The organism is Ectobacillus antri, assembly GCF_003852715.1.
GTDB lineage: Bacteria > Bacillota > Bacilli > Bacillales > Bacillaceae_G > Ectobacillus > Ectobacillus antri.
Map to the genome: position 1 here is coordinate 1 of NZ_RIAV01000032.1, position 16,792 is coordinate 16,792.

Below are 16,792 nucleotides of genomic sequence, written 5' to 3' on the forward strand. Positions count from 1 at the left end.
AGCATAATCATATATAGAGCATGGAATAGGCTCAATAGCTAAGTCAATTTCGTACCGTGAGGTACGATTACCTTAGAAGCCCCCACCTCTAAGCGAAGCGTAGGTGGCGGGTAGTTCACCAAATACCTCATTTGCTTTATATGCCGATGTATTTGCTTTTTGTGAAGCAGTGGCAAATGATGTTTGAGCACTTTTATATCTAAAAACATAAATATCAAACTAAGCAGGCTAATAATAAGCTACAGGAGAATGGGATGCCTCCCTATAGGTCGACTGCATTCGACAATCGTAATCTCATATCTTATTCAAGAAAAATATTCCAAAAATATAGATAGTTCTTTATAATAGGATATATGATATTTTAGTTGCAGGAATATATAAGTTCAAGTTATTTTTCCGACATATAAACAGTGAGGAAATAAAAGTGCCAGAATATCTGGAAAAAATGTGTATAGTCTTACTCGGCACGTGCATCTCTTAGTATTTGGCCGCGGCTACACATTTCTCATTCTTCTTTCCTATCCAAAAAAGAATGTCGGTTTTTCTAGTTGTACTTATATAGTACGCACAATACCTATTTAGAAGAGGAGCAAGCACATGATGTCACCGCAAATGAAAAAGGTTTATAGTTTGCTAATCTGTTTTACTTTCATTCTATCTATTCTAAGTCCCCTTCGTACTGTCGCAGCCCCAATGGATAAGGCTGTCGAGCTGAAGTTCGGTACACCAGTGACAGGAGAGCTAAAGGAGGGAGAAGAAGCGTGGTTTAAAATCTCTCCAGGGAAAAACGTGTCTACTGCAAGTCACGTGCTTTTCACAGTTAGCGGTACGAGTACACCGCACTTTACCGTGTATGCAGACCTACAAAGTGCACAAAATGAGCTTACATATGCAAGTTATGAAAATAGAGTGGACGTATTGGAGTATCCACTTGCTTGGGCAGGTCCTTACTATATTAAAGTAGTAGCAGAAGCTGCAGGCGATTACACAATTAACACAGAAGCTGTTACAAAACCACCGGGTGAGCGCGAAGAGGATGGCGGCATGTGTATGATTGAGGAATCTGTTAAAGGACAAAAAACAAGTCTCCAAACACTTGCAAGCATGCGCACCATTCGTGACTCTTTACTAAACCAAACAAAGGTCGGCAAAGAAATTATTTCCTTGTACTATAAGGTATCGGCTACAACCGTTTTTGATGTGGTAAAGGATAAAAAGTATCGTGATGACATTTTAAAATACCTCGACCAATTAAAGCCGCTACTTGCTGAGCTTGAAAAAATCGCAAAGGGTAAAAACAGCGATTACACAATTACAGATAAAGACTATCAAACTATCATTCGCTTAAAAGATCTGGTATTAAGCAAATCCACGGCATCGGTAACAAAAGAAGTAAATACACAGTGGACGAAAGTCAATGCTGTCGGAATCAAAGGAAAAAAACTGAATGTATTGGTTGAGCAGCTGCAGCTCAAGCAAAAATCAAAGAAATACGTAAACAACGAGATTATCGTCTCTGTAAACAATACTGCCGCAAAGGACGCGATGGTAAAGGCAGCCGGAGCTCTATCTGGCAAGCAAGTCAAGGTAGAAGCAATGACGGCAAAGGGTGTTGCGATTGCGAATACCTACGTTTTAAAATATGAAGGCAATCAATCACCAGAAGAATTAGCTACTTTATTGCAAAAACATCCGGCCGTTACATATGCAGAGCCAAATCACATCGTGCGCTCGTTCGCAAACGATATTCAATACCAATATCATTGGTCTCTGGAAAATAACGGTCAAACAGGCGGTGAAAAAGGAGCTGACATCCGCTATAAGGATATCATCGGTCTTTTAGCTGGCAAAAAATATAATAATACGCTGATTGCGGTCGTTGATACAGGCACCAATTACACAGTGCAAGATTTAAAGTCCGTTGTACGCACAGATCTTGATAAAGACTTTGTAAATGAAGATGATGATGCTATTGATGATAATGACCACGGCACACATGTCGCAGGAACGATCGCAGCACTAGGCAACAACAGCTATTCAATGACAGGTATTAACCCATTTGCGAATATTCTGCCTGTAAAAGTATTGGATGCAGATGGTGGCGGTACAGTGGAGCAAATCGCACTGGGTATTCGTCATGCGGTAGATAAAGGTGCAAAAGTCATTAACTTAAGTCTTGGCTCTAGTGAGTTTAGTGAAACCATTGAAAAGCAATTGATTTACGCAAAGCAAAAAGGCGTTACAGTCGTTGCGGCAGCTGGTAACGACGGAGAAGGACAGTTAAGCTATCCGGCAAGCTCCGAATATGTAATTAGTGTAGGTGCAACAGATTCTGCTGATATGCGTGCGGAGTTCTCTAACTTCGGCAAAGGCTTAGATATTGTCGCACCGGGTGTAGGAATTCCAAGCTTGATGCATGATGGCGAAGTGATGTATTTATCTGGTACATCAATGGCAGCGCCGCACGTTGCAGCCATCGCAGGCTTAATTTATTCCATTAAACCGAATGTAAAACCTGATGAAGTGCAGCAAATTTTAACAAAGAATACCGTAGATTTAGGTGCACCTGGCTATGATGAAGAATACGGTAGCGGCCGCCTAGATGCATCTCGCGTCTTACATGCGCTTGGCTTTGCCTATCCAAAGCCGGCAAAACCGACTGTAAAATCGATAGATGATAACGATACAATCATCACAGGAACAGCAACGGCGCAATCTGTAATTGTAAAAAGCGGAAAATCCATTGTAGGTAACGCACCTGTTGATGCAAAAGGAAACTACACCATTAAAATTAAAGCACAAAAAGCGGGTACTGTGTTGCATGTATCAGCCATTAGTGATAAAGGTGTTGTTGGTGATCCAGTGGTAGTTACCGTAAAAGATGCTACACCGCCGGCAAAGCCAACCGTAGAAACAGTAAGCAGTAAATCTACATCTATAATCGGAAAAACAGAAGCAGGTGCAACTGTTACGATCATGATTGGGAAGAAAACATTGGCAAGTGGCAAAGCAAACAGCCAAGGTCGCTTCTCTATCCCGATTGCTAAGCAAAAAACAGGCACAGAGCTTACGATCACAGCGACCGACGTGGCGAAGAATGTAAGCGAAAAGACCGTTGTGAAGGTAAAGTAATGTTTTAGTGAAAGAGTGCCAAAATCTCCTACAAGTGAACAAATCAATCAAAGCTTCTAAGCAGTAGGATATCTTTCTTAAACAACATAAGTAGTCTATTAAATTTTCTCACTTTTCATAAAAACTTGAGCAAATACGAGGAAAATAAAGAAAAACTGAGGATATTGTCTATATTTCGGTAATTTTGGGATATTTGCCATTTTCTTTTTCGTGTTATTCGTCATATAATAAATACGAATACGACACATGAGGCAAGATGCTTCATTTCAATTTATGAATGAATACTGCATATTGCCTTTCCCCTAACTTGGTCACACGCTCATTCGGCCTCCGTGTCACTTGTCGAGAAATCGTCATTTGCAAACCGGAAGAGTGTGTGCATTTTTTTATATTTCAGCGTACATGGTGTCCATGTGCGCTTTTTATGATGCACTCGAAAAATTAAATAGACTTCTTTGCCTACAAGTGTGATAATATAAATTGTATGTAAGTTTTATGACCAGATACTAAAGGAGTGGATGATATGTTGGATATTGAACAAATTAAAGAAATTATTCCGCACCGCTATCCGTTTTTATTAGTAGATCGCATTTTAGAAGTCGAAGAAGGCGTACGTGCTATCGGTATTAAAAACGTCAGTGCCAATGAAGAATTCTTTAACGGTCACTTCCCGGGCTACGCAGTAATGCCAGGCGTCCTTATCGTCGAGGCATTGGCACAGGTCGGCGCAGTCGCAGTACTAAAAAAAGAAGAAAATCGCGGCCGCATCGCCTTTTTTGCTGGTATCGAAAACTGCCGCTTTAAAAAACAGGTACGCCCCGGCGACCAGCTGCGTCTTGAGGTAGAACTTACCCGCGTGCGCGGTCCAATCGGAAAAGGAAAGGCAGTTGCTACAGTAGATGGAGAAGTGGCTTGCGAGGCGGAAATTACATTTGCATTGGGAGATAAGAAAGAATAAGATCGCTGCGGCGGTCTTTTTTATTTTTATCAACCGAGTCTTATATTGAGACAAAAAACATAACAAATATTTTACAATTATGTATTGATAGAGGAAGAAAGGAAGAGTATGATTATTTCTGTTAACCGTAAATGAAAAAGAATATAGATTTATATAACGAAATAAATACATTTTAAGGAGGGATTACATTGATTGATATGCATTGTCATATCTTACCGGGCTTGGATGACGGACCACAAACATTGGAAGAGAGTCTAGCAATGGTAAGGCTAGCAGAACAGCAAGGTATACGTACAATTGTCGCCACGCCTCATCATCACAACGGGCGATATATAAATGAAAAGCAAACGATTATTACAGAGGTACAACAACTCAACAACATTCTCGCGCAAAAAAATATAAATGTTACCATTGTACCAGGACAGGAAGTGCGATTGTACGGTGAACTTCTTGCAGACTATGAAGCAAATAAAATTCAAACCTTAAATGATACTGGCAAATATATATTAATTGAGTTCCCAAACAATCATGTCCCTCGCTATACACCACAGCTCTTATTTGAAATGCAGCTAAAAGGTCTCATACCAGTAATTGCACATCCGGAGCGTAATGCTGAAATCGCAGAGTATCCAGATAAGCTGTATCAATTCATTAAACAAGGTGCACTGGCACAGCTAACTGCAGCAAGTATAATAGGCGCATTTGGTAAAACCATTCAAAAGTTATCCATGCAATTGGTAGAAGGCAACTTAGTGCATATTGTCGCATCCGATGCTCACAATACAGCAGGTAGAGCTTGTAGAATATCTGAGGCATATCATTTAATTGAAGAAGAGTTTGGCACCGACATGAAGTATTTGTTTATGGACAATGCTGCATATATGGTAAAGGGTCAAATGGTTGATAAAATAGATCCACAACCACTTCGAAGAAAGAAGCTGTTTGGTATCTTTTAAATGTGCCGATCTAGTTTGTTGCGAAACTATAAAATGTTATAAATATAATTACATATATTGAAAACGCTTTACCAAAAAAATGAAAAACATTTAAATTTTTTAGTATATTTTTATTGATAGATAAAGAAACGGGTTGTATGATTATATATGTTAACAATTGGTTATTGTGAAATGTTGTTTCTTTTTTGTTTCCTATAAAGAATACCTTTTGAAGACTGCAATACAAACTAGCGTACCAATGTAAGCCTAAATATTACAGAAAAATAAGCTTTTATATGAAAAAATCTTCACAATAAATGTTTATTTATGATATTATGATAAACAGATTTGTTCTCTTTAAAGAATTTGGGTTTGTATGTAAATTTAAATTTCATCTTTTTATTCCTACGTTCTTTATCACGTGCTTTGTTGAAAGAAACCAAACATATAATGGAGGCTAACATGGAAGAAACAATTAGTTTGAAAGAGCTTTTTTTAGTATTGCGAAAGCGCATCTTTATGATCATCATTATTACCTTCTCTGCAGCGCTTGTCAGTTCGATCTTCAGTTTTTACTTCATTACACCAACCTTTGAATCATCTACTCAAATTCTTGTCAATCAGAAAAAGAAAGAAGCTAATATTGTGCAGTACAATGAAGTACAAACAAACGTCCAGCTTGTTAATACGTACAGTGTTATTATTAAAAGTCCAGCTATCTTAGAGAAAGTAAAAAATGAACTGCAGCTGGACACATCTATTGGTGCCTTAAATGGAAAAATTACCGTAGCTTCTGAAAAGGACTCGCAAGTCTTTTCCGTAACTGTGCAGGATACGGACCCGAAACAAGCAACTGCTATTGCAAACAAAATTGCGGAAGTGTTTCAACAAGAGATTATGAACATTATGAGTGTTGACAACGTGACGATTTTATCAAAGGCTGATGTGGCCGAAGGACAAGCACCTATTAAACCAAAGCCACTGCTGAATGTCGCAATTGCGATGGTTGTCGGCATGATGGTGTCTGTTGGACTTGTATTTTTATTGGAATATTTAGACAATACTGTAAAAACAGAACAGGATGTCGAACAAATTATTGGTCTTCCTGTCCTCGGTATCATCACACATATGGAAGAAATCAAACAGGATATAACAACGACAGTCGTAAAAAGGGGGCAGAACCTTGGTGCTTAAACGATCAAAACCGAAAAAACACGTGGTACGCACATTTAGGCAACTCATTACATACTTACAGCCGAAATCACCCATCACGGAGCAATATCGTAACATTCGAACTAACATTCAATTTGCTGCAGTGGATGGAGACATCCATTCTATCGTCGTGACTTCCTCTACACCAGGAGAAGGAAAAACAACAACTGCGGCTAACCTCGGCGTTGTCTTTGCCCAGCAAGGTAAACAAGTAATTGTTGTCGATGCTGATTTCCGCAGACCAACGCTTCACACTATGTTTCGCAGTGAGAACACATTCGGTCTCACAACTGTATTAGCAAAACAAGCAACACTATCAAAATGTATCCTGCAAACAGAGGTAGAGAATTTAAAATTCTTACCTTCCGGTGCTATCCCGCCTAATCCGGCAGAATTGCTTGGCTCAAAGACAATGGACGATGTAATGGCACAATTAAAAGAAACGTTCGATATCATTATTTTAGATACTCCACCGCTTCTGGCAGTTACGGATGCTCAGGTTCTCTCCAATAAGTGCGACGGTACGGTTCTTGTCGTACGAAGTGGAAAAGCGGATAAAGACAGTGTATTAAAAGTGAAAGCACAGCTCACCAATGCACGTGCGAAGTTACTTGGTGTTGTACTAAATGCCAAGGCAGAAGAAACAACACCATATTACTATTATAGTGACAGAGAATAAGTTTTTGTTCTCTAAAAAGAACTTTTTGCTTATGACGTCCTTATAATATCGGGAACGGTGATGTCTCCTTACCGCTATCAATGGAGGCACTCGGTCATGCTGTGGTTGGATGTGCTCCAGCTTAGACGCAGGTCGTCGGTGGTGTGATGTGAGGTCGGGTTAAATGCCCGGTTTTATATAAAAAAACCAGCTGTGCGGTTGTTTTTAACAACAATGTAGCTGATTTTTTTATAGATACATTCGCTTATGTGAAACATAGTACAAAGGGGGATATAATGTGAAAAAGGTAAGGAAAGCCATTATTCCGGCAGCTGGTCTTGGTACAAGATTTTTACCTGCCACGAAAGCAATGCCAAAGGAAATGCTTCCTATTGTTGATAAGCCGACAATCCAATATATTGTGGAAGAAGCGATTGCTTCTGGAATTGAAGATATTATCATTGTAACCGGAAAAGGCAAGCGTTCTATTGAAGATCACTTTGACCATGCCTTTGAGTTGGAACAAAACCTCATGGAAAAAGGAAAATTTGAGCTCCTGGAAAAAGTACAAGAATCCGCTAAAGTGAACATTCACTACATTCGTCAAAAGGAGCCAAAAGGTCTCGGGCATGCGGTATTATGTGCCAAAAATTTTATCGGTGACGAACCGTTTGCGGTATTGCTTGGTGACGATATCGTACAAGCAAAAACACCTTGCTTGCGTCAATTAATGGATGAATATGAAGCAACGAAAGCATCTGTTATTGGAGTGCAAACGGTCGCAGAAGAAAACACGCATCGCTACGGCATTATTGATCCATTAGCACAAACAGGACGCCGTTATCAAGTGAATCAATTCGTAGAAAAGCCAGCACCAGGCACAGCGCCTTCTAACCTAGCAATCATGGGTCGTTATGTATTAACGCCAGAGATTTTTATGTTCCTAGAGAAGCAAGAAGCGGGAGCGGGCGGCGAAATTCAGTTGACAGACGCAATTCAAGGGTTGAATGGTATTCAACGCGTGTTCGCGTATGACTTTGAAGGCAAGCGCTATGATGTTGGGGAAAAATTAGGGTTTATTGAGACCACAATCGAATTTGCTTTGCAGCACGATGACCTTCGCGAAGACTTACTCCAAATTATGGAGCGCATCGTAGAATCTCAGAAAGTAACGGTTTAGGGGGGAGATAGATGGCCAAAACAGCTAACAATAGCGCGGCACAGTTAAAAACCCGTTACTTAAGCAGCGAGGATATTAATAATCGAAAGCTCTACCTCATTACAAAGCGAGGTATTGATATCACAGGTGCTATTTTTGGTCTTATTTTCTTCTCTTTTCTATTTCTCATTGTCTCTATTGCGATTAAGATAGAAGATCCAAAAGGCCCCGTATTTTTTAAACAAAAGCGTATTGGTAAGGACGGCAGAGAATTTTTCATGTACAAATTCCGCTCTATGGTAACGGATGCAGAAGAAAAATTACAAGAGTTACTACGATATAACGAAGTCTCCGGTGCCATGTTTAAAATGAAAAACGATCCACGTATCACCGCAATAGGAAGATTGATTCGCAAAACAAGCATCGACGAACTACCTCAGTTTATTAACGTATTAAAAGGGGACATGAGCCTTGTTGGTCCAAGACCACCGCTTCCAAGAGAAGTAAAGATGTACACAGCCTACCAAAAGCAACGCCTCTTGGTAACACCTGGATGTACAGGACTATGGCAAGTGAGTGCACGGAATGATGTGGGTTTTGAGGAAATGGTCGAGCTGGATTTGGAGTATATTCGTAATTGCAGCACTAGATATGATGTGATGATTATTATCAAAACGGTTCGGGTATTGCTCGGATCGCATAATGCTTACTAAAGAAAAGGTGTGTACATATGAACAAAAACGCAAAAATCTACGTTGCGGGTCACCGGGGTTTAGTTGGCTCTGCCATTTTACGTACATTGCAACGAGAAGGGTATACAAATCTTATTTATAAAACAAGCAAGGAACTAGACCTGCGCAATCCAGCGCAAGTAGATGCATTCTTCCAAGCAGAAGAGATTGAATACGTATTCCTAGCAGCAGCTAAGGTAGGCGGTATTGTCGCAAACAATGAATACCCAGCCGACTTTATTCGCGACAACTTAATGATCCAAACAAACGTAATCGATTCTGCTTACCGTTATGGTGTGAAAAAGCTTCTTTTCTTGGGAAGCACATGTATTTATCCAAAAATGGCACCACAGCCGTTAAAAGAAGAATATTTACTTACAGGAGAATTAGAGCCGACAAACGAGCCATACGCAATCGCCAAAATCGCAGGTATTAAAATGTGTCAATCCTACAACCGTCAATACGGTACAAAATACATCTCTGCGATGCCAACAAACTTATATGGTGAAAACGATAACTTTGACCTACATACATCACACGTATTGCCAGCATTAATACGCAAGTTTCATGAAGCCAAAGAAACCAACGCAGCATTCGTTGAAGTATGGGGAACAGGCACACCTAAGCGTGAGTTTTTATATGCGGATGATTTAGCGGATGCCTGTCTGTTCTTAATGAAGAATTATGAAGGCGATGATATCGTGAACATCGGTGTGGGAGAAGACTTACCAATCGGTGAGCTAGCAGAAAAGGTGAAGGAAGTCGTTGGTTTTCAAGGAGACATTCGCTTTGATACCTCTAAGCCTGACGGTACACCTCGTAAGCTAGTAGATGTAACTCGTATTAATAGCTTAGGGTGGAAAGCAACAACATCTCTTGATGAAGGACTGCAAAAAGCATACGATTGGTTTTTACAAAATGAGCTTGTCAAACAATAATTTGAACATATATTCGGAGGCTACTATGAAAAAAGCATTAATCACAGGTGTCACAGGACAAGACGGATCATACTTGGCAGAATTCCTGCTAGAGAAGGGATACGAGGTGCACGGCGTCATTCGCCGTAGCTCCTCTTATAATCAGGAGCGTTTAGAAGATTTGCTGACAGAAGAAGCGGCAAATGCACTATTAAACAACTCAAACTTTCACCTGCATTACGGTGACGTAACCGATGCACTAAACGTAACGCGCATTATCGGCGAAATCAAACCAGACGAAATCTACAACCTGGCAGCACAATCTCATGTACGTGTATCATTCGATATGCCTGGTTATACATTAGACGTTGATGCGAAAGGTACGTTAAACATTCTAGAAGCTGTACGTATCTTAGGTCTAACTGACAAAACGCGTGTATACCAAGCATCTACATCTGAACTATACGGTAAAGTACAAGAAGTACCGCAAAAGGAAACAACACCATTCTACCCGCGCTCTCCATACGGCGTAGCCAAAATCTATGGCTTCTGGATTACAAAAAACTATCGTGAATCCTACAACATGTTCGCAGTAAACGGTATTCTGTTTAACCACGAATCAGAGCGCCGCGGCGAAACATTCGTAACACGTAAAATTACCTTGGCAGCGGCTCGTATCGCACAAGGCAAACAAGAAAAATTAATGCTTGGTAACCTAGAATCTCTACGTGACTGGGGCTATGCGAAAGATTATGTAGAGTGCATGTGGTTGATTCTGCAGCATGACAAACCAGAAGATTTCGTTATCGCAACAGGCGAAATGCACTCTGTACGCGAATTTGTAGAGCTTGCGTTTAAGCATACAGGTATTGAGATTGAATGGACAGGCACAGGTGTGGAAGAGAAAGGGGTTAACAAAGCAACAGGTGAAGTAATTGTAGAAGTAGATCCAAAATTCTTCCGTCCAGCTGAAGTTGATCAGTTATTGGGAGATCCAACGAAGGCGAAGACGTTGCTTGGTTGGAATCCGACGAAGACTTCATTTGAGGAGTTGGTGCGGATTATGGTGGAAGCGGATATGGAGAAGGTAAGAGGGGAAGAGAAGGTTAAGAGGATGTTTGATTGAGCTTTTATAAGGTAAAGTAACATTTGTAATAAAGTAGATTATATAGGAAAAGTTTAATGTCTCTGAGCGTGTCGCAAAACTATAATAAAAATTCAATATTATGCATAAGAAGCAGAATTTGAACATGAAAATGGTACCGATTATATCCAAATATTCTTGGATTCTCTAAGCCTTGATCTTTTAACAGATGAAAGACCCGCTCAATCTCATTTCGCAAACCAAATAACCATGCACCAAAAGAGGTTTCTAAAAGAGCAGGCATAACACGACCATAAGAGTCTTTTCTCTGACCATTCCGTGGATTGATGGGTGTGATCATCATAGCTTCTATATCTTCCGCAACTTCTCGTGTATCTTTTGTGTCATAAGCAGCATCACCGAGAACAAAAGAAATAGATTCCTCCCATTCTTTTAAAGGGCGTAAGAGACTGGGAGCTATTACACTGTCATAGCGATTGGCGGGCACAAAAGTATGTGTGATAAAATGACCTCTTCTGTAGAGATACAAAGGTGCAGCTTGTAGCCTTTAAAAGACTTGAGACGAGTCGATTTGCCCCATTTCGCTTGAGAATCATACAAACTGCTTCGTAGAGCTGTACTATCAACAATTGCCACGAGATGAGGAGAGAATCCCATTTTTAGTAAAGTAGCAAGTGAAATAGACTCATATCCTTCTTCTCGAAACCAAGTCGCTACCCGAGCAAATGTGGAAAGATGCGGCAAAGTGGAAAAGCCACAAAGATGAGAAAAGTAAGGAAATCCCTTTAGAAATTTAATAAGTTTTCGTAAAGAATGTAATCGGAACCAGGCTTTCAAGAAAAAACTTTTGAGAAATATTTTGCGACAAAACGGAGGACGCCCCGTCTTATAAGGTGTTTGGTCTAGATCTATGCTACCAATGTAATGAAAAAGTGTTTGTAAAGCATGGGTTTGTGAATGAACATCTGGGAAATGGGTAATCATAATGGTAGTCCGTCTTCCTTCCTATGGTTTAGTAGTGTCTATCATAGGGTGTAAGGAATACGGGCTTTTTATACGTTGTTTTTGCATAAAAATGAGTTTTGCGACACGCTCGTCTCTATATAATCTGCTTTATTTTAAATAGATATTAGGGGTTTATAGGTTAAAGAATTATCATGTACGGTAGGTTGAATTAAACAGATAATCCCTAAGTGTAGAGCTCCCCTTAAAGTAGGTTTGTAAAAGGAGATAATATACGTGAACTTATCAATAGTATTACCAGTTTACAATGTAGAACCTTATTTAAGAGAATGTTTAGATTCGATTTTTAAGAATAATTTGAGTAATTTTGAAGTAATAGCTATTAACGATGGATCGACCGATAATAGTTTGGAGATATTAGAAGAATACAGTGGTAAATATAAAAATATGAAGTTGATAAATCAACAGAATATGGGTCTTAGCGTGACTAGGAACGTAGGTTTGGAAAATTCAAGCGGCAAGTATGTTTATTTTTTTGATTCAGATGATATTTTAGTTGATGGAATGGATTTGTCTAGCTTCATAGATGATGTTGGGAATATTGATATAATTACCTTTGATGCTGATGTGTTTAAAGATGATATTTCTAACCATTTACAAAAAGTAAGTAACTATAAAGAATTGTATATTGATAATACAAATACAATTTTTATAAAAGGTATTAAAACTATTAAATATAGTGGCATAGAATATTTAAATATTATTAAAACAAGGAATTCTTATTCACCTGTTGTATGGAGAAGAATTTATAAGAAAGAATTTCTTCTCGAAAATAATGCCTTATTTTATCCTGGTTTAATTCCAGCAGAGGATGATTTGCACTTTTTTCAGACATTGTTTTTAAATCCTCAAATTATTCATTTTAGAGAAGTTGTCGTACTTCATCGGATTAGAGATACATCCATAATGAGTAACTTAAATCGGAATAAAAGCTATGAAAGTTTTAATATTATTTTTAGAGAGCTTTTAAATATGAGAGCATTATATAGCGATAGTTTATTGAAACAAGAGGTTACAAGTTGGATTATTAATGTTTTTGTGAGAAGAATTCATTCTCAACAACCTACCTTAAAAGAAGCAATACGTCTATGGGGGATATTAAAAGAAAATAATATAAGGATAGAATTAAAAACATTTATTAAGTTATTCATTAATGTTGTTAGAGGATAGATCTTGAATAAAACATTAAAAAATATAACTTATGTAGCTGGCCAACAATTTGTTAATACTGTGTTGCCTTTTTTAACTATCCCCTATATTGCTAGAGTTCTAGGTATAGAACAAAACGGTATATATTCCTATACTCTAACAATTGTCAACTTGTTTGCCGTTTTCTTTTGTTTTGGTTTTGCTGTGCATGGTGTAAATACAATCGCTCAATCTAAAAAGAATCTACAAAAGATAAATTATTTAGAAATTCAAGTTTTGCAGATTAGTTTTTTATTTTTAGGAATATTAATATTTTTGTTTTTTGTTACTGTTTACCCAGTAAAGGTTAATAAAGCAATACTTATTTTGCAAGGTTTAATTCTTCTTGTGAATTTTTTTGATAATAGTTGGTATTATCAAGGAATTGGTGATTTTAAAAAAATTGTTACAAGAAATGTAATTGTCAAATTGGTTGGGACTCTTAGTGTATTTGTATTCGTAAAAGACCCTAAAGATTTATGGTTGTACATTACCTTAGTTAATGGAAGTCAATTGTTAGGTAATATACTCTTGTTTCATAAGACCTTGCATTTATTTAAATACTTCAAGTTAATACAAATAAAAAGATTAGTTTCACATGTGAAAGTTTCATTTTTCCTTTTTTTACCTAATATTTCAGTTTTAATTTTTTCGAGTTTTGATAAAATTCTGTTGGGTAGCAGTGGAAATATTACTGATTTAGCAAATTATCAACAAGTTCAAAGAATTATTGCATTTGCATACTCTCTATTAATGATTCCATCACCTGTAATGATACAAAAAATAGCTTCCTTGAGATCTGTATCTCAAAATAAAGAAGCAGATTCTGTGGTTCGTTTTGGATTAAATATGTATATTATTTTAGGTAGCTTTTTTATTTTTGGGGTAGTGCTTTGTTCTAAGGAATTTATTTATTTATTTTTAGGTGCTGAATATCATGGGGCTATAAACTTATTTATAATTATGAGTCCAATATTAATTATAAAAACAGTAGGCGGGGTAATTGGAGGATGGTATCTGGTACCTTTAGGAAGAAATGTCCTTCATTCAATTCCTTTGTTAGTAGGTACATGTGTCAGTGTTTCACTTAATATATTAATAACCCCTTTATTGGGAGTTAATGCATCAGCTGTAATATTAGTTTTAACAGAGCTAACAGTAGTGATTATACAGTTTTTATACTCACGTCAATTATATTATTTCTTTGATAAAAAAAGGATACTAATCTTTATCTCAATATTTTCTTGTTCATTTTTAGTTTTGAACCTATTATCTGAATTAATTTTTGTTGATAGGTTAGATAGTATATTTTTGAAGCTAATAATTAATTCGGTAATATTCGTATTCTTTAGTTTCTGCATGAGTTATCTGATTAAATCAACGAGATTATTCCTAAAAGATACAGTGAATTTATTGAAAGAAAGGTAATGATATGAAAATAGTACACATAAGTAGCGGTTTAGGAAATCAAATGTTTCAATATGCTCTATATAAAAAACTGTCCTTAATTCAAGATAATGTTTTTTTGGATACAATTACCAGTTATCAGTTGTATCCTAATCAACATAATGGATATGAGTTAGAGAAGGTATTTACAATTAAACCAAGGCATGCAAGTAAAGAATTAACATACAATTTATCAGACTTAGATAATTCAGTAACATCTCGCATTCGTAGGAAATTAATTGGAAGTAAAAAGAGCATGTATATAGAACATAAAGAATTTGAATACGATCCTAATTTATTTTATCAAGAAAATATATATATAAAAGGTTACTGGCAGAATTATGATTATTTTAAAGATATAGAAAATGAATTAAAGAATGATTTTACTTTTCAAAGAGCTTTAGATGAGAAAAATAATAATTTAGCTATTAAAATTAACAATGAGAATTCAATATCAATTCATGTAAGACGTGGTGATTATTACTTAAACAGAAAGAATCAAGAGAAGTTTGGAGATATCGCTAATTTGGAATACTATTCAAAGGCAATTAGCTATATTAAAGAAAGAATAGACAATCCAAAGTTTTATATCTTTTCAGATAATGTTGAGTGGGTAAAGCAAAATCTTAATTCGTTAGAGGAAGCTGTATATATAGATTATAACGTGGGAAATGATAGTTACAAGGATATGCAACTAATGAGTCTTTGTAAACATAATATTATTGCTAATAGTTCTTTTAGTTGGTGGGGAGCATTTTTGAATAAGAATATGGAGAAAATAGTTATTGCACCTGGGAAGTGGATTAATATGAAAGGTGTAAAAAAAGTCAATCTTTTCCCAAAGGATTGGATAATTTATTAAACTAAGAACTATTTGTAATGCGAGTTGGGAGCTAAATATGCAATTATTTTATATTAGTATTGCTATGACCTTTTATTTCTTCGCGTATGTGTTAAGTGAAAATTCTATTGCGCATACAGTTAATCATAGTTTTCCTGTTGTTTATCTTTTAATTCTATTTGTAACATTTATTTTAGTATTGAGAAAGAGAATCAGGATAACAATTAATGAGAAGCAACGTCTTTTTCTTATGGTTACATTCAGTGTATATGTATTTTCCCCATTAGTAAGCTTTAATGTTATAAATTTCAATTTTTATTCTAACATTAATAATATTTTTTACGACTTAATTTTTATCATAGTTATAGTAATAATATCCTCTCAGACTGAGAATATTATTCAGTTTTATAAAGTAATGCTCGCAATAGCTATAGGTAATGGTTTGTATATATTTCCAGAAATTTTATTTAGTTTTTCTCAAGTTTTAAATATAGATAATTATATGTGGATATTACAAGGTGAAAGAATTACGAGGGCTACATATGGTTTAAGGCATCCAAACTTTGCTGGTATGATACTATTAGTAGAAATTTTTAGTATTTTATTTTGCTTAATTAGGACTAGAAGTATCTTTAATAAATCTATCTGTTTAGTATTAGAAATATTATTAATCATTGTCTTAATTACAACCGGAAATAGAGCTGCCGTATATTCAGTAATTCTATCAATAGTTGTTGGTCTATACCTTTTACTGTTAAAAAAAGCACCGCGTTTAATAAGAAACATATTACTACTTTACTCTATTTTTATACTTTTTATATTTATGTTTATGATTTTTGATTGGAACAGTTTTTATACGAGTTCTGAGAGTTTAACTGAAAGGTATATACTTATGAAAAGTGTACTTAATTATATCCCTTTGTATGGTGATTATTTATTTGGTATTGCTCCTATTGATCAAATCAGTTTAGCAAGTGATTTGATATTTTTAAGAAATGATAATTGGTTTATTCAAACTATTGTTCTTTATGGAGTGTTTGGTTTAATTAGTATGTTAGTGTTAGTTATTTATCTTTTTGTTTATCAAATAAGTAATTATTTTAAAAGTGGATTATATATTAGCTTGTTTAAATTAAGTTTACTAGTTACTGTAATTACTTACTCAACTATGGAAATTACCCTTTTTGCCCATGGCTATTCGTGGAGCCTTTTATTATGGATAGTTATTTTGTCTAAATTCAAACATTTTGAACAGCCTAAGCGTTAATGCTACTTTTTTATATAGAGGAGATTATTTTAATTGTAATGTAAAAATAGCGAAATGCTTATGATATGTATTATGTTTTATAAAGGTGGTAAGTGTAGTCTTATTATATATAAGTGATTTAATTTTTCGACATACGGCGCTCAGTGAATGCCGAGACGCTGCAGCACAGCTGCCGGCGTAGCTGAGACTTCAGTCAGAAAGCTCGTGACTGCTTCTTCAA

At 36.4% G+C, this 16,792-nt stretch carries 15 protein-coding genes; 13 read left to right on the forward strand and 2 right to left on the reverse strand.

The annotated features are described in order from the left end of the window. The first annotated feature begins 597 nt into the window (after nt 1-597). From EEJ45_RS16850 to gmd, 9 genes are all read left to right on the forward strand, one after another. The gene (locus EEJ45_RS16850) at nt 598-3,132 is read left to right on the forward strand and encodes a peptidase S8 (RefSeq protein WP_124565929.1); all 2,535 of its coding nucleotides are present in this window, start codon (nt 598-600) and stop codon (nt 3,130-3,132) included. Nucleotides 3,133-3,655: 523 nt separating this feature from the next. Further along, the gene (fabZ, locus tag EEJ45_RS16855) at nt 3,656-4,090 is read left to right on the forward strand and encodes a 3-hydroxyacyl-ACP dehydratase FabZ (protein WP_124565930.1); all 435 of its coding nucleotides are present in this window, start codon (nt 3,656-3,658) and stop codon (nt 4,088-4,090) included. Between the two features lie 188 nt (nt 4,091-4,278). Continuing rightward, nucleotides 4,279-5,046: a tyrosine-protein phosphatase gene (locus tag EEJ45_RS16860; RefSeq protein WP_124565931.1), complete on the forward strand. Its 768-nt coding sequence runs from the start codon at nt 4,279-4,281 to the stop codon at nt 5,044-5,046. A 441-nt stretch (nt 5,047-5,487) separates the two neighbouring features. After that, nucleotides 5,488-6,219 carry a YveK family protein gene (locus EEJ45_RS16865; protein WP_124565932.1) on the forward strand — a complete coding sequence of 244 codons (732 nt, stop codon included), beginning with the start codon at nt 5,488-5,490 and terminating at the stop codon, nt 6,217-6,219. Then, on the forward strand, nt 6,209-6,916 hold the full coding sequence (locus EEJ45_RS16870; RefSeq protein ID WP_124565933.1) for a CpsD/CapB family tyrosine-protein kinase: 708 nt from the start codon (nt 6,209-6,211) through the stop codon (nt 6,914-6,916). Before EEJ45_RS16865 ends, EEJ45_RS16870 begins: the two co-directional genes overlap by 11 nt. Nucleotides 6,917-7,193: 277 nt before the next feature. Then, entirely contained in the window at nt 7,194-8,075 is an 882-nt protein-coding gene (galU, locus tag EEJ45_RS16875) for a UTP--glucose-1-phosphate uridylyltransferase GalU (protein WP_124565934.1), read from the forward strand. Between the two features lie 11 nt (nt 8,076-8,086). Further along, a complete protein-coding gene (locus EEJ45_RS16880; protein WP_124565935.1) occupies nt 8,087-8,767 on the forward strand; it encodes a sugar transferase in 681 nt (226 codons plus the stop codon). A gap of 17 nt (nt 8,768-8,784) precedes the next feature. Next, on the forward strand, nt 8,785-9,723 hold the full coding sequence (gene fcl / locus EEJ45_RS16885; RefSeq protein WP_124565936.1) for a GDP-L-fucose synthase: 939 nt from the start codon (nt 8,785-8,787) through the stop codon (nt 9,721-9,723). A 25-nt stretch (nt 9,724-9,748) separates the two neighbouring features. Next, nucleotides 9,749-10,828, forward strand: a complete 1,080-nt coding sequence (gmd, locus tag EEJ45_RS16890; RefSeq protein ID WP_124565937.1) for a GDP-mannose 4,6-dehydratase — start codon at nt 9,749-9,751, stop codon at nt 10,826-10,828. A 79-nt stretch (nt 10,829-10,907) separates the two neighbouring features. Here the strand turns inward: gmd and EEJ45_RS18770 are convergent, their stop codons facing one another. Together EEJ45_RS18770 and EEJ45_RS18775 are read right to left on the reverse strand one after the other, a co-directional pair. Beyond that, nucleotides 10,908-11,336 carry a transposase gene (locus EEJ45_RS18770; RefSeq protein WP_245999984.1) on the reverse strand — a complete coding sequence of 143 codons (429 nt, stop codon included), beginning with the start codon at nt 11,334-11,336 and terminating at the stop codon, nt 10,908-10,910. Further along, nucleotides 11,267-11,791, reverse strand: coding sequence for a transposase (locus EEJ45_RS18775; RefSeq protein ID WP_245999987.1), 525 nt, complete (start codon nt 11,789-11,791; stop codon nt 11,267-11,269). The genes EEJ45_RS18770 and EEJ45_RS18775 overlap by 70 nt, the downstream gene beginning before the upstream one ends. A gap of 255 nt (nt 11,792-12,046) precedes the next feature. On the opposite strand from EEJ45_RS18775, the gene EEJ45_RS16900 reads away from it, so the two are divergent. From EEJ45_RS16900 to EEJ45_RS16915, 4 genes are read left to right on the forward strand one after another with little or no spacing between them, the layout of a single operon-like run. Continuing rightward, nucleotides 12,047-13,000: a glycosyltransferase gene (locus tag EEJ45_RS16900; protein WP_164464323.1), complete on the forward strand. Its 954-nt coding sequence runs from the start codon at nt 12,047-12,049 to the stop codon at nt 12,998-13,000. A gap of 3 nt (nt 13,001-13,003) precedes the next feature. Further along, nucleotides 13,004-14,446: an oligosaccharide flippase family protein gene (locus EEJ45_RS16905; protein WP_164464324.1), complete on the forward strand. Its 1,443-nt coding sequence runs from the start codon at nt 13,004-13,006 to the stop codon at nt 14,444-14,446. 4 nt (nt 14,447-14,450) lie between these two features. Next, nucleotides 14,451-15,326: an alpha-1,2-fucosyltransferase gene (locus EEJ45_RS16910; protein WP_124565940.1), complete on the forward strand. Its 876-nt coding sequence runs from the start codon at nt 14,451-14,453 to the stop codon at nt 15,324-15,326. A 37-nt stretch (nt 15,327-15,363) separates the two neighbouring features. Continuing rightward, a complete protein-coding gene (locus EEJ45_RS16915) occupies nt 15,364-16,572 on the forward strand; it encodes an O-antigen ligase family protein (RefSeq protein WP_124565941.1) in 1,209 nt (402 codons plus the stop codon). Nucleotides 16,573-16,792 lie beyond the last annotated feature (220 nt).